Source organism: Agarivorans litoreus (genome assembly GCF_019649015.1).
Taxonomy (GTDB): Bacteria; Pseudomonadota; Gammaproteobacteria; order Enterobacterales; family Celerinatantimonadaceae; genus Agarivorans; species Agarivorans litoreus.
This window is the reverse complement of the sequence record NZ_BLPI01000001.1, coordinates 768,186-783,032: the sequence shown is the minus strand read 5'-3', so window position 1 is coordinate 783,032 and position 14,847 is coordinate 768,186. Positions and strand designations below refer to the sequence as shown.

Below are 14,847 nucleotides of genomic sequence, written 5' to 3'. Positions count from 1 at the left end.
AAAAGCCCAGTCAAAAATTGGCTGGGCTTTTTACGTAGTGGAGAGCTTTTAGTATAGCTCGCTCATCAAGTGTTGTAGTTGTTTAAAATCTAATGATTTATCAGCATCTACACTGGCATCACTTGGCGATGGGTGAGCACAAAGTACAATACCATCGGCGCCTAGTAACTTGGCAGCTTTGGCCATAGGACCCACCGCACTTAGCTCGTCTACTGCTTCACCTGGGTTTACCACAATCGGTAGGTGGGTTCGTTGGCGCAACAAGCTAATCGCGCCTAAGTCCAAGGTGATTTTATTCTTGCCTTCAAGCGTTCTTACGCCTGCTTCGCATAAAATCACCTGTTGGTTGCCTTGTGCCAAAATGTAGTCCGCAGCATGTAACCACTCATCAAGAGAGGCCATATTATTGCGCTCTAAAAGAATAGGGCGAGTAGACTTACCCAGTTCTTTTAACAGGTTAAAGTTTTTCATGTGGCGCGAGCGAACATGCAGTATGTCTGCTTTAGCGGCTAAAGAGGCAACCTGATCAACCGAGCTTACTTCGGTCATCGTAGGAAGCTTATACTTTTTACCTGCGGCGTTTAAATAACTTAGGCCTTCTTCACCTAAACCTTGGAAGCTATAAGGCGAACTGCGAGGTTTAAAGCAACCTGCGGCAAGTACTGCAGCACCACTTTCTTTGGCTGCTCCTGCACAGTTTATGATTTGTTGTTCAGACTCTACTGCACTAGGGCCAGCAAAGGTAACAAAGCCACCATCACCAATTTTAACATCGCCAACGCGTACTACCGTGGCACTGGCCTTGTGCGAGAGGCTAGAGAGCGCACCATCTTCTTGTACGGTGCTAATTAGGCTTGGTTCGCTACCTTTATTTTTGTCTTTGTTGGCTAAGGCTTCTAGCGGAATAAGCGTTGGGTCAACATTTTCACTTGGGTAGCAGCCAAGCACTTTAATGTAGCGGGTAAGGCGTGTTAGCTCTGCCAATGCCGATTGCATTTGGCTAGACTTAACATTGGCGGAAACATCCACATAAAACATTTCTTCCCAAGGGTTACCTTGTACTGGGCGAGATTCCAATTTGCTCATGTTGATATCGTGCTCGCGCAATACCAACAGCGCTTCTACTAACGAACCTGCTTGCTGTGCCGTTGACATAATAAAAGTTGTTCTTGCTGGCACTTGCTCTGCAACCTCCACCGGTTTGCGGGAAACAACAATGAAGCGAGTGTAGTTTTGTTGTTGATTGGCAATATCGGTTTTTAAGGCTTGTAAACCATACATTTCACCGCCCACTTTGCTGCCAATGGCACCAACGGTTAAATCGTCGCCTCCGGCAACCACTTCCATAGCTTTGGAAGAGCTATCTACAAAATCTACTCGGGTATTCGCTAAGGTGCGCAAATAAAGGCTGCATTGAGCATAAGGTTGAGGGTGAGCATACAAGGTAGTAATTTGCTCTAGTTTGGCTTTTGGATGAGCCAAAATACAGTGGTCAATAGGTATTGATAACTCGCCAACAATCGACAAACTGGTGTGCTGCAAAACATCGTATACTTCATTAATGCTGCCAGAGCTGGTGTTTTCAATCGGTAACATGCCGTAGTCAGCTTGACCAGATTCCACGGTATCAACAATGTCTTGAAAGGCACTGCAGCCAAACTCAACAATTTGCTTTTTATAACGCGAGAAGTATTGATGAGTTGCAATATTACTGTAAGAGCCTTTGTTACCTAAAAATGCCACTCTTACCGCTTGCGCATGAATATCTGGATTAGTAATACCTTGCAAAAATGCTTGTTGCGAAAGTACCGAATCTTCGATGATGGTATGGTAAAGCTGAGTCACATAGTGGGCGTCTAAGCCTAACTCTCTGCCTTTATTTATTAGCTTAACCAGCAGTAACTGTTCGCGTTCTTGGTCGCGAATCGCTTTGGGGTTTTCTATTTTACTTTTTGCTACTTCAACACTGAGTTGGCGACGCTCAGTCAGCAGTGTTAATAATGATTGGTCGAGCGCTGTTATTTTTGTTCGGATCTGCTCTAAGTCTGCCATCTGTTGTATTCCCTGTTAACAAAAAAGCCTCCTAAGAAGGAGGCTTTATGGATTCTGTGTGTTTTCGTTTTTACACCAATTCCGTTCGCCTCCCTAAAAGGGTGGAGTAAAAAAGAAACCAAACAAAAATCGGGTGTTGAATATTTTCATGACGCCAGACTAAAAAGCAATCAGGGGAAAGTCAAGTAATACCAAGCGATTAGTTGCTTGGTATTACTCTTTATTTAGCCTTTATGCGGCTTGTTCATCCTCGGGATTAGGCTCGCCATCGTCTACTTCACTCGGCGAGCGTAAAAAATCTTTTCCAGAGCGGCTAGCGCGGTGCGCATTAGGCTTATCTTGGAAGCGGTGTAACTGGCGTTCAAGTTTTTGCCCTAAATTGTTAATGGCAACGCTCAGGTCTTGATGTTCATCGCTGGCAAACAATTGTCCGTTTGGCAGATTGATCTTCGCTTCTACTTTTACCTTTTTATTGTCGGTGGTGATAATCACTTTTGGTGATATGAGCGGAATTTGGTTTTTTTCTAGCTTCTCAAAGCGCGCGGCAATGTGCTCACGAATGGTTGGGGTAATAGAAATTGTTTTGCTGGTAATATCAATAATCATAAGCCTCCCAAAGACTCTCTAGTAATTATTTCAACTCCAGAATACGACTTTCATAAATAAAAAACCAGATCTAGATCACTATTTCTTAAGGGTTAAATTGGCTGAGCTTGTGAATGTGATTGCTTAGCGAAAAGTGTTATAAATTACTCAAAATCGCTTGAATGTTATGGCGAACTTGGGCACATTGGAATGAATAACAAATGCTTGTTGTTCGCAATTTGATGGTTGACTGTTTAACTATGAAAGGATGTCTTGCTCCGTTGGTGGTGACTGCAGCTAATTGTTATTCCAAGACCTCCGTTTTGAATTCCCCTGCGTATTTTCATCGTCATATCCGCTAAAACCAAAGGGCTGTACTTTCTATCAAGGCTATTTATCCATCAAAGCAATAACTGCTGAGGCCTTGGAGTAATATATTCAGCGTTTTCAGAGAAAATTTGGCTAATAGCCCTTTATCTTTTGCTTTCGAGTCGGTTATAACTAGAACTAGATATTAGTTAAGTTGATGATTCGACTCACTCAATAAGGAACCGCGTATCATGAAATGGCTGTTATCGGCTTTTGCACTTTTGGTTTTAAACGTAGCTCATGCCGAAGATTTTGTTCGCTCCCACGCCCTAGTGATGCACGGTGAACCTGCCTTAGCCGCAGATTTTAGCCATCTTCCTTATGTGAATGTTAATGCGCCCAAGCAGGGCAGTGTGACCCATGAAGCACAAGGCACCTTTGATACTTTTAACCCCTTCATCGTTAAAGGCAATTCTGCCGCAGGTGTTGGCCAGATATACGACACCTTGTTAACCAGCAACGATGATGAAGCATTCGCTCAATACGGTTTGCTGGCCGAGAGTATCGATTTACCAGCGGATCGTTCTTGGGTTCGCTTTAACCTTCGTCCTGAAGCGCGTTTTCACGATGGCAAACCAGTCACTGCAGAAGATGTTGTTTTTACCTTTAACTTATTGATCGAAAAAGGTGCACCTTTTTATCGTGCTTATTACGGCAGTGTTAAAGAGGTAAAAGCCGAGTCTGCATCTAGTGTGCGTTTTACCTTTGCTGATGGCACCAATCGCGAGTTACCACTTATCTTGGGGCAACTGCCGATATTGCCTAAGCACTTTTGGCAAAAACATGACTTTTCTAAAGCCGATTTAACCATTCCGCTTGGCTCTGGTCCTTATAAACTGGGCGAGTTTGATACTGGCCGCTCGGTGAGTTACCAACTGGTAGAGGATTATTGGGCTAAGGATTTACCGATTAATCGAGGGCGACATAATTTTGCTGAGATTAAATATGAGTACTACCGAGATTCGTCAGTAGCGCTAGAAGCGTTTAAATCGGGCCGTATTGATTACCGCATCGAAACCAGTGCTAAGGACTGGGCAACCGCATATACCGGCCCAATGTTTGATAGCGGCAAAGTACATACCGACACCTTAAGTAACGAAAATCCACAAGGCATGCAGGGCTTTGTATTTAATACCCGTCGCGATTTGTTCAAGCAAACCGAAGTGCGTAAAGCGATTGGTTTGTTGTTTGATTTTGAATGGACTAACGAGCAACTTTTTTACGGGGCATACAAACGCACGAACAGCTATTTTGCTGCTTCAGAGTTAGCATCAACGGGCTTACCAGAGGGGGGTGAGTTGGCATTGTTGGAGCCTTTTAAAAAGCAGCTGCCGCAAGAGTTATTCACTAAAGAATTTACTTTAGATAAAACCCGTGGCGACGGTAATATTAGGCCACAAATGCGTCAAGCTTTAGCGCTGCTAAAAGAGGCGGGTTGGAGTTTAAACAAAGGCAAACTGCTGGATGCTAACGGCAAGCAAATGCACATTGAGTTTTTGCTATACCAAAAGAGTTTTGAGCGCATCGTATTACCTTACACGCGCAACTTACAAAAAATTGGCATTAGCACCGAAGTTCGCGTAGTTGATGTATCTCAATATGTGAATCGGGTGCAGAACTTTGATTTTGATATGGTGGTTGGCAGCTTTGGTCAGTCGTCATCTCCGGGTAATGAACAGCGTGACTTTTGGGGAAGTAAAGCGGCTGAGCAAGTTGGTTCGCGTAATATCATTGGTGTAAATAGCCCGGTTATCGACTCGTTGATTGAAGCGGTAATTGCTGCCGAGGACCGACAAGCACTTATAGATGCAACCCGTGCCTTAGACCGAGTATTGTTGTGGTCTTATTACGTAGTGCCGCAATGGCACTTAAATGCTTGGCGAGTGGCCTATTGGGATAAACTTAAACGACCTGAGCGTAACCCTAAATATGCGCTGGGTTTAGATAGCTGGTGGGTTGAATAGTTACCCAATGACTAGCTACATTCTTCGACGTTTATTATTGATGATCCCCACATTGCTGGGGATCATGACTCTTAATTTCATTATTATTCAATCTGCACCGGGTGGGCCGGTTGAGCAAGCCATTGCTAAGATACAAGGCATTGATACCTCAGCTACTCGCCGCGTTGATTCCGGTGTAGATACCGAGATTATTCAATCTAATAATGGCGGGAGTTCTAGCCAGTATCGCGGAGCACAAGGTTTACCACCAGAGCTGGTTGAAGAGCTAGAGCAACTGTATGGTTTTGATAAACCCTTACACGAGCGCTATTTTGAGATGCTAGGCAACTACCTTCGTTTCGACTTTGGCGACAGTTTTTATCGTGACAGCTCTGTCGTTGATTTAATTCTAGAAAAGATGCCGGTGTCTATTTCCTTGGGCTTATGGACCACTCTACTAGTCTACGGGATCTCCATTCCATTAGGCATCCGCAAAGCGGTGCAACACGGCAGCCGCTTTGATATATGGAGTTCAACGGCGGTTACCATTGGTTTTGCCATTCCCAATTTCTTATTCGCGATTATGCTGATTGTGCTTTTTGCTGGTGGCAGTTATTGGGATTGGTTCCCGTTGCGTGGGTTAACGTCCAGCAACTGGGACGAACTAAGCTTGCTAGGCAAAGTGGGTGATTACTTTTGGCACCTCGCCTTACCGGTAACGGCAATGGTAATTAGCAGTTTTGCCACCCTAACTATGCTGACCAAAAACTCCTTCCTAGATGAGATTAACAAGCAATATGTGCTTACTGCGCGCGCTAAGGGCTTAACCGAAAATCGGGTACTTTACGGCCATGTTTTTCGTAATGCGATGTTACTGGTTATCTCGAGTTTACCTGCAACTTTAATCAGTATTTTCTTAACCGGTTCATTCATGATCGAAGTTATTTTCTCTCTCGATGGCTTGGGTTTGCTGGGCTTTGAGGCGGTGGTTAATCGTGATTACCCTGTGGTGTTTGGTACCTTGTATATGTCTACCTTAATTGGTTTAGTGCTTAAGCTGATAAGTGATATTACCTATACCATGATTGACCCTCGGATTAACTTTGAGGGGAGGCATTAGCATGGGAGTTGTAGCTCAATGGAAACGTGCTAAAGCAAGCCCGCTCAATCAGCGTCGTTGGTTGCAGTTTAAAGCTAACCGTCGTGGTTACTGGAGTTTTTGGCTATTTATTTTGCTGTTTTTCACTAGCTTATTTGCTGAATTTATTGCTAATGATAAACCCGTGTTAATTCGCTACCAACAGCAATGGATGATGCCGGTAGTGAGTGAATACACCGAGCTAGATTTTGGAGGAGACTTCGATTTAGCGGCTGATTATTCGGACCCTTACATTCAAGAGTTGATTACAGAACAAGGTGGGTGGATGTTGTGGCCACCGGTGCGTTTTTCTTACGGAACCATAAATTACAACCTTAATGTGCCATCGCCTTCTCCACCTACTGGTGTTAACTGGTTAGGTACCGATGACCAAGGCCGAGATGTTTTCTCGCGCTTATTGTATGGCTTTCGTTTGTCGGTATTGTTTGCCTTAGTTCTGGCGATTAGCAGCTCGGTAATTGGTGTAGCGGTAGGTGCTATGCAAGGCTACTTTGGCGGACGTGTCGATCTGTTTGGCCAGCGCTTCATTGAGATTTGGTCAGGCATGCCGCAAATGTTCTTGCTAATCATTCTTTCTAGCTTAGTGCAGCCAAACTTTTGGTGGTTATTAGGCATATTGCTGCTATTTAGCTGGATGAGTTTGGTTGATGTAGTACGTGCAGAGTTTTTACGAGGCCGTAATTTAGAGTATGTAAAAGCGGCCCGTGCCTTAGGTGTCGGCGACCGAGCGATAATGGCACGACATATCTTGCCTAATGCGATGATTGCTACGTTAACCTTTATGCCGTTTATTTTTATTGGCGGGCTTACTGCTTTAACGGGTTTAGATTACCTAGGCTTTGGTTTGCCGCCAGGCTCGCCTTCGTTAGGTGAAATGGTGGCGCAAGGAAAGAACAATCTGCAAGCGCCTTGGTTAGGGATAACTGCATTCTTTTCTATGTCGATTATTTTAGTGTTGTTGGTATTTATTGGTGAAGCAGCCCGTGATGCTTTCGACCCTAGAAAACGAGTGTAGGTAGCTAACAATGAACAAGTTATTAGAAGTAAAACAGCTATCTGTTTGTTTTGGTTTGCCAGAGCCGGTAGTAAAGCAAGTTAGTTTTGATGTCTATGCTGGTGAGATCTTGGCCTTGGTGGGGGAGAGTGGTTCCGGGAAATCGGTGACTGCGCTGTCGGTATTGTCTTTGCTGGGCGATAAAGCCGAGGTTAAGGGCGAGATTTTACTGCAGCAGAAGTCGGTGCTAAATCAACCAAAAAAACTGCTGCAGGCCTTACGTGGCGACCAAATCGCAATGATATTTCAAGAGCCTCTTACCTCGCTTAATCCTCTTCATAGTGTTGAAAAACAAATAAGCGAAGTATTGTGTGTACACCGAGGCATGCATAAACAACAGGCGCGCGAGCGGGTGTTAGAGTTGTTAAACTTGGTGGGCATTGTTGAGCCAGAAAAACGTTTAAACAGCTTTCCTCATGAGCTTTCTGGTGGGCAAAGGCAACGGGTGATGATTGCTATGGCCTTAGCCACTGAGCCAAAGCTACTCATTGCTGACGAGCCGACCACAGCCTTGGATGTCACAATTCAATTGCAGATTTTGGAGCTGCTTAAAGAGCTACAGCAAAAACTAGGCATGGCAATTTTGCTTATTACTCACGATTTAAATGTTGTGCGTAACTATGCCGATCGAGTCGCAGTAATGAAGGCTGGTGAATTGGTAGAGTTAAACGCTTGCCAGCAACTATTTGCCGCTCCGCAACATGCGTATACAAAGGTATTGTTAGATTCTGAACCCGTGCGTGAGCAGCTTCCAGCAGCTAAACAAGAGCTGTTACTTGAAGCCAGTAAGCTAAAAGTATGGTTTCCGATTAAGCGTGGCTTTTTGCAGCGTACGGTTGATCATATAAAAGCAGTTAACAGTATCGATTTTCATCTAAAACGCGGAGAAACACTGGGTATTGTAGGTGAAAGTGGCTCAGGTAAGAGTACCTTGGCCCAAGCGGTACTAAGGCTAATTGATAGTGAAGGTGAAATTGCGTTTAAGCGTGAGTTTATTCATGACTATGGGGTAAAACAGATGCGACCGCTGCGTCGTTTTATGCAAATTGTGTTTCAAGATCCCTTCTCCAGTTTAAGTCCTCGTATGTCGGTGCTACAGATTATTGGCGAAGGCTTAAGTTTACACTTTTCGCTTAACGAGCAGCAGCTTAAGCAACGCGTTTCTGAAGCCTTACAGGATGTTGGTCTCGAGCCAGAAACTATGCATCGTTATCCACACGAATTCTCAGGCGGGCAACGTCAGCGGATCTCATTGGCGCGAGCATTGGTATTGAAACCTGAAGTGCTTATTTTAGACGAGCCTACTTCAGCTTTAGACAGTACGGTACAAAAGCAGTTATTGGAGTTGCTTAAAAAACTTCAAGTAAAATATAACCTTAGCTACCTGTTCATTAGCCACGATTTAGCTGTTATCCGCGCCTTGTGTCATCGGGTGATGGTGATGCAACACGGCCAGTTGGTTGAGCAGGGAGAAACCGAGCAAATTTTTTCTAATGCAAAGCAAGATTATACTCGCCGATTAATCAATGCTGCGTTAATCTAAATATCAGTAGTTTCTTTTTGATAGGGCGCCACTAGTAATGCTCAAGCGGTTTTGGCGAGTACTGGTTTGTTTGGTGTGTGGCAGCTTGGGCATGGCTCATGCTGCAGAGTTAAGTCCCCAACAGCAGTCTTATAAAGATATAAGAAAACTGCAACGTGCCGATAAGTGGGCACAGGCAGAAAAGTCTATTGAAAAGCTTGGCGCTTACCCCTTGGTTGACCATTTGCAGTACTATCAGTTGCGTGGTCAGTTGCCTAAGGTCTCACGTACCCAGATTGAGCAGTTTATTTCAGAAAATCCTCAGTCTTACTTAAGTAATGCTCTGCAGCGCCGTTTTTTGTTGGAATTAGCGAGGCGTAAGCAGTGGCAAAGCTACTTGGAGTTTTATCCAAAGCTACCTAATAGTATTGATTTGCAGTGCCACTATTATTTCGCTCAACTTAAAGTGGGAGACGCTAGTCAAGCTTGGCAAGGCGCAAAGAAATTATGGGTACATGGCCGTTCTCGCCCGAAAGCCTGCGACCCTTTATTTGACAGCTGGCAGAAAGCTGGAAAGATTAGCGATCAACTACGTTGGCAACGAATGCTGTTGAGTTTTCAAGCCAGCAAGCCTAGTTTAATGAAGTATGTGGCTAAATCTTTATCTGATTCCAAAAAAGCCGATGCCAAGCTATTAGCTGATGCTTATGTTAAGCCAATGGCGGTGCTAAGCTCTGGTAAGTTAAAATTAAATCAATCTAGCCGCCACCAAGAAATAGCCTTGTTAGCAATCAAGCGTTTAGCTCGCTCAGACTTGGAGTCGGCAGTAGAGCATATTGAGCGCTGGTCGAAAGTACTGGCTAAATCAGACGCCTTGTATCTTAATGTTGAACGTTATCTTATCCGCAAAGTAATTAGTGACAAAAGCCCTGAGCTATTGAAATGGGCAGATCGGCAGTTACGCCTTAATCCTGATACTGCAACAATTGAGCGTCGAATTCGCCTAGCCATAGCTGAGCAGCAATGGGACCAAATAGGCTTGTGGATTGCCCGCCTTCCTGAAGCAAAGCAAAAGCAAGAGCGCTGGACCTACTGGCAAGCTCGTTCATTGGTGGCTTTGGGGCAGAAAGAACGTGCCCAACCTACCCTAGAGCTGCTGGCTAAAGAACGAAGCTATCACGGCTTTTTATCTGCGCAATTTCTACAGAAACCCTATCAACTAGGTGAGCAACGCCATATAACTAGTGAAGATACTTTAAAACAGCTCAATCAACACCCTGTGGTGCTTAAAGTTACTGAACTACTTGCTTTGGGTGAGTATTATTCTGCCCGAACCGAGTGGGATACCTTGTTACGTCGCTCAAGCTTGTTACGCCAACTAGATCTAGGTGTATTAGCACTTAATAACGATTGGCAAGACCTCGCGGTTCAAGCCTCCATTGTTGCAAAGCAATGGGATCAGCTGGAAATGCGTTTTCCTCTGAGTTTCGCTAAAGAGTTTGAGTATTTTGCTAATAAACGACAGGTTGAGGCAAGCTTGCTATATGCCGTGGCTCGTCAAGAAAGTGCCATGTATCCCTTGGCACAAAGCTCGGTAGGCGCGCGTGGGTTAATGCAACTCATGCCAGCTACAGCTAAAGAAACCGCGAGAAAAATAGGTTTCCGTTATCGTTCACGAAGCCAATTGTTCGAACCCGAAGATAATATACGCTTAGGCAGTGCCTACTTCGATGGTTTACTTAATCGTTATCAAGGCAATCGAATTCTTGCCGCAGCAGCTTACAACGCAGGCCCACACCGAGTTAATCGCTGGTTGAAAGAGCGTGGTAATGTGCCTGCCGATGTATGGGTCGAATCTATTCCATTTAAAGAAACCCGTCATTACGTGCAAAGTGTATTGGCCTACCAAGTGGTATACCAGTATCGGCGTAAGCAGCAACTTACACCGTTTTTAACACCTAATGAACTTGACTATCAATACGGAAACACTAAGGGCTAAGTCGGTCTATCTTCCAACCCTTGGCATCACTGGTGTAGCGAAAGCGATCATGGAGTCGATCTGCTTTTCCTTGCCAGAACTCGATCGTGTCGGGGATGACTCGATAACCGCCCCAAAACTCCGGCAATGGCACCTGTTTATCGGCAAACTGCTTTTTGAATTGTTCGACTTGTTGTTCAAGCATTTCGCGATTTGCAATAACTTGGCTTTGATGACTCGCCCAGGCACCAATTTGACTACCTCGACCACGACTATGAAAGTAAGCTTCTGACTCTTCAGGGCTAACGCGTTCTACGCGGCCTTCTATTCGTACTTGACGCTGTAAGATGTTCCAATGAAAAGTAAGGCAGGCGTATGGGTGCTTCTCTAACTCTTGGCCTTTTCTACTGCCATAATTAGTATAAAAAACAAAACCTTGTTTGTTAAAGTCTTTGAGCAACACCACTCTTGCGGAGGGGCGACCATCGGGCCCAACTGAAGAAATAGTCATTGATTCGGGCAGTACAATGCCCGATGTTTCTGCTTGTTTAAACCAATCACCAAATAGCTCGAAAGGATCTTCATTTCCTTTAGGTTCTGGTGGGGAAAGTAGCACCCCTTGGCCTAAGGTTAGTGCACAACGTATTTTACTTAAGAGTGACATAATTGATTTGCTTAATTAATTGATGCAACAAACAAAATTTGCATAAAAGGGTGAAAATAGCGTAACTGACTAAAGATCATAGTTTACACTCTGTAGCACGGTTTCACTATCAAGTTTTGCTTTGGCTTGATATAGTTTTGCCTTGTTCGAATTTCAGGTTTAATTCTGCTTAGCAGACGAAAAGAGGGTAAGTAATTTGGCCACAATTAAAGACGTTTCTCAGTTGGCGAATGTATCTATTTCGACAGTATCCCGTGTTATTAACAATACTGCCCAGGTTGCCCCGGAGAAGCGAGAGGCTGTACTCAGAGCGATGGAAGAACTGCATTATCGCCCTAACAGCTTTGCCCAAGCTTTAGTTAGCAAGCGCTCAGATTGCATTGGCTTGATTGTTGGTGATTTAGGTGGCGGCCCATTCTTCGTGCAAATGATGAAGGGTATTGAAGAAGTTGTTGATGAGTCAGATAAATATACCATTGTGATGTCTGGTCACCATAGTGCAGAAAAAGAACGCCATGCCATCGATATTTTATTGCAGCGCCAATGTGATGCGGTAATTGTTCACTCGATGGCCTTAAGTGATGAAGAGCTACGTGAAGTGGCCGATTGTGATACGCCATTTATTTTCATTAACCGTTTAGTACCTGGTTTTGAAAACCGTTGTGTGTATTTAGACAACCATGAAGGTTGTTATAAAGCGACGTCCTTCTTGTTAGAAAAAGGCCATAAAGATATTGCGTTTATCACCACCGATGACTTGTCATTTGCTGATGGCGTTGAGCGTTTATCCGGCTATCGTCAAGCAATGGAAGAAAGCTCTGGCCCACTTAACGAGCAGCTAATTGCACGAGCTTATCCCGATGAAGTAGGGGGGAGCCAGGCCGTTGATAAATTGCTAGAGCGCGGCGTAGAGTTTAGCGCAATTGTGGGTTACAACGACTCGATGGTGGCAGGTGCCTTATCAGCACTGCGTGACAAGGGTTATGATATTCCAGGGCAAATCTCTGTAGTGGGTTACGACGACAACCACTACGCGCGCTTTGTTCACCCTAAACTAACCACGGTTCGCTACCCAATTGAAGACATGGGCAAACGTGCTGCTCAGTTAGCGATTGATATTTTGGAGTCGAAAGATGACGAAATGGGACCAAATGTTATGGATCTAAAATTCCATCCAGAATTGATCGTTCGCGACTCCGCTAGCGATAAATCGTGATCTAATTCAAAAAACAATCAATAAGGCTGCTTGCAGCCTTTTTTATGACTTGTTTTGAAAAGGTTTTCTGGTATCGTTTTCATATCGAGTGCAACTGTTAGCCGCATTTGAAGATTGAGTTTGAGATGACTTAATTGAAACTTTCCCGCTGTATAGAGTTGTTTGAATTACTTAGCCTTTTCTAGGTATCAACAATTCTAAAAACTTGCTGTTACGACCTAATTTATTAGGTCGTTTTTTTTGTCTGCGTTTTGGCGAAGCTGATTTTTAACAGCTCTATAAAAGCCGCTAATGAATGCTCCCTCTATTCGAAGATGTAAACAATTAATGCTGAACTCACCGATCTTTAACGCTATTAGGCTAAGGTTATATTTTTATTCTTAATAGTGATCAGCCACATAGCTAGATAGGTATACTATGCAAACCTAAGGCACAGAAGGAAACGCAGTGATTAAGCGAATTAGTATTGTAGGTTGTGGTTGGTTAGGGATGCCGTTGGCAAAGTCATTACTTGAGCAAGGCTATCATGTGCTTGGCTCTAAGCGACGCAGTGATGAGCTGGCAGAACTCAGTGCCGCAGGCATAGAAGCTTACCGCCTAGAGCTAAACCCGCAGCTTGATTCAAACAATATTGAAGCTTTACTGAACAGCGACTTGCTGATCATCAATATTCCTCCGGGCCGCAAAACCAACACTGCTGAATTTCATATTGCACAAATAAGTCATTTGCTCGCTGCAGCCAAACGACAAGGGCTGAAAAAGGTGCTGTTTGTTTCGTCTACTTCTGTATACGGGCCGATGCAGGGCGTGGTGGATGAATCCAGCCCACGGCTGCCAGAGACTACCTCCGGTAAAGCTTTAAAGCAGATAGAAGATGAGCTAATCAATGATGTTGATTTTGATGCTTCGATACTGCGTTTTTCAGGTTTGGTGGGCGGGCAACGTAAACCAGGGCGTTTTCTCTCGGGTAAAACGGTGAGTGGCCCTAGTAGCCCGATTAATATTATCCATCGCAGCGATTGTATTAAGATCATCAGCCAAATCATTAAGCGCGATTGTTGGGGAGAATCCTTTAATGCCAGTGCAGATCTTCATCCCACTAAGCAAGCTTTCTACCAACTAGCAGCAGAGCAGTTAGGCTTAGCGGCTCCCAACTTTGTTGATGGAACAGCAAGTAACAAGGTTATTGCCAATAACAAACTTAAAGCCAGCCTAAATTTTCAATTTACCTATCCTGACCCTATGGCATGGTTGCAGGACAACATCGAAGAGGCAGAATAATGAGCGATTTTAGAAGTGATACTGTAACCCAGCCTAGCCAAGCGATGCGCCAGTTAATGAGTACTGCTCCGGTAGGTGACGATGTTTATGGAGATGATCCAACGGTAAATCGCCTGCAAAGCTACGCTGCAGAGCGCATGGGTAAGCAGGCTGCGTTATTTTGTAGTTCTGGTACTCAGGCCAATTTACTGGCCATAATGGCCCATTGCCAACGTGGAGATGAGTATATTTGTGGGCAAAATGCTCACAACTATAAATACGAAGGTGGCGGTGCAGCGGTACTTGGCAGTGTTCAGCCTCAGCCTATTGAAAATGAAGCCGATGGCAGCCTTAATTTAAATAAAGTAAAAGCCGCTATTAAATCTGATGATTTCCACTTTGCGAAAAGTCGCTTGTTATCGCTAGAAAACACCATTGGTGGAAAAGTATTGCCAATGGACTATTTAGCTACGCTACGTCCTTTTGTTGAGCAAAATAACTTGGCTTTGCATTTGGATGGCGCACGCATTTTTAATGCGATAGTTAAAAGCGGCGAAGATGAACGAAAACTTGTTGACCCTTTCGACAGCTTTACAATTTGTTTATCCAAAGGACTTGGTGCACCCATTGGCTCTTTATTGCTGGGTAGCGAAGAGTTTATTGCACGTGCTACTCGAATAAGAAAAATGTTGGGTGGCGGGATGCGTCAAGCAGGTATTATTGCAGCTGCTGGCCAATATGTTTTGGAAAACAATGTACAGCGTTTAGCCGATGATCATGCCAACGCGCTTTACCTAGCTGAGCAACTTGCAACTATTGAGGAGTTAAGTTGTGAGCCAAACCTTGTGCAAACTAATATTGTATATGCCACGTGTTTAAAGCAGCAGTCTAGCGCATTGGCCGCTGCATTAGCTGAGCAAGGGATTTTGATGACCGCTGGTGCGCCAATGCGATTTGTTACCCATTTAAATGTGAACAAACAAGATATAGATACTCTGATAGCCGCAATTAAACAGTTTTACGCAGGACAATAAGGGCTCGATGC

11 protein-coding genes and 1 other annotated feature are annotated in these 14,847 nt (G+C 44.3%); of the genes, 8 read left to right on the top strand and 3 right to left on the bottom strand.

All coding sequences use genetic code 11. From position 1 onward, the window contains the following. Positions 1–48: 48 nt before the first annotated feature. Positions 49–2,052: a 3-deoxy-7-phosphoheptulonate synthase gene (gene aroF / locus K5L93_RS03580; protein ID WP_220718503.1), complete on the bottom strand. Its 2,004-nt coding sequence runs from the start codon at positions 2,050–2,052 to the stop codon at positions 49–51. Between the two features lie 17 nt (positions 2,053–2,069). Beyond that, positions 2,070–2,198, bottom strand: a sequence feature (Phe leader region). Positions 2,199–2,283: 85 nt separating this feature from the next. Then, positions 2,284–2,658, bottom strand: coding sequence for a ribosome hibernation-promoting factor, HPF/YfiA family (hpf, locus tag K5L93_RS03575; RefSeq protein ID WP_220718502.1), 375 nt, complete (start codon positions 2,656–2,658; stop codon positions 2,284–2,286). A 539-nt stretch (positions 2,659–3,197) separates the two neighbouring features. Here hpf and K5L93_RS03570 point away from each other — a divergent pair. From K5L93_RS03570 to K5L93_RS03550, 5 genes are read left to right on the top strand one after another with little or no spacing between them, the layout of a single operon-like run. Beyond that, a complete protein-coding gene (locus K5L93_RS03570) occupies positions 3,198–4,970 on the top strand; it encodes an extracellular solute-binding protein (RefSeq protein ID WP_246614970.1) in 1,773 nt (590 codons plus the stop codon). 7 nt (positions 4,971–4,977) lie between these two features. Then, positions 4,978–6,069 carry a microcin C ABC transporter permease YejB gene (locus tag K5L93_RS03565; RefSeq protein WP_220718501.1) on the top strand — a complete coding sequence of 364 codons (1,092 nt, stop codon included), beginning with the start codon at positions 4,978–4,980 and terminating at the stop codon, positions 6,067–6,069. A gap of 1 nt (position 6,070) precedes the next feature. After that, a complete protein-coding gene (locus K5L93_RS03560; protein ID WP_152781599.1) occupies positions 6,071–7,123 on the top strand; it encodes an ABC transporter permease in 1,053 nt (350 codons plus the stop codon). A gap of 10 nt (positions 7,124–7,133) precedes the next feature. After that, complete coding sequence (locus tag K5L93_RS03555; RefSeq protein ID WP_220718500.1) at positions 7,134–8,705, top strand: ABC transporter ATP-binding protein; 1,572 nt, start codon at positions 7,134–7,136, stop codon at positions 8,703–8,705. 37 nt (positions 8,706–8,742) lie between these two features. Further along, the gene (locus K5L93_RS03550; protein ID WP_220718499.1) at positions 8,743–10,683 is read left to right on the top strand and encodes a transglycosylase SLT domain-containing protein; all 1,941 of its coding nucleotides are present in this window, start codon (positions 8,743–8,745) and stop codon (positions 10,681–10,683) included. Here the strand turns inward: K5L93_RS03550 and pdxH are convergent. Continuing rightward, on the bottom strand, positions 10,673–11,326 hold the full coding sequence (pdxH, locus tag K5L93_RS03545; RefSeq protein ID WP_220718498.1) for a pyridoxamine 5'-phosphate oxidase: 654 nt from the start codon (positions 11,324–11,326) through the stop codon (positions 10,673–10,675). The two genes, K5L93_RS03550 and pdxH, sit on opposite strands and share 11 nt — an antisense overlap. A gap of 196 nt (positions 11,327–11,522) precedes the next feature. On the opposite strand from pdxH, the gene K5L93_RS03540 reads away from it, so the two are divergent. The 3 genes from K5L93_RS03540 (at position 11,523) to ltaE (ending at position 14,836) form a co-directional block, all read left to right on the top strand. Then, on the top strand, positions 11,523–12,542 hold the full coding sequence (locus K5L93_RS03540) for a LacI family DNA-binding transcriptional regulator (RefSeq protein WP_040307276.1): 1,020 nt from the start codon (positions 11,523–11,525) through the stop codon (positions 12,540–12,542). A gap of 447 nt (positions 12,543–12,989) precedes the next feature. Continuing rightward, on the top strand, positions 12,990–13,823 hold the full coding sequence (locus tag K5L93_RS03535) for an SDR family oxidoreductase (RefSeq protein ID WP_220718497.1): 834 nt from the start codon (positions 12,990–12,992) through the stop codon (positions 13,821–13,823). Then, complete coding sequence (gene ltaE, locus K5L93_RS03530) at positions 13,823–14,836, top strand: low-specificity L-threonine aldolase (RefSeq protein WP_220718496.1); 1,014 nt, start codon at positions 13,823–13,825, stop codon at positions 14,834–14,836. The genes K5L93_RS03535 and ltaE overlap by 1 nt, the downstream gene beginning before the upstream one ends. Positions 14,837–14,847: the final 11 nt, after the last annotated feature.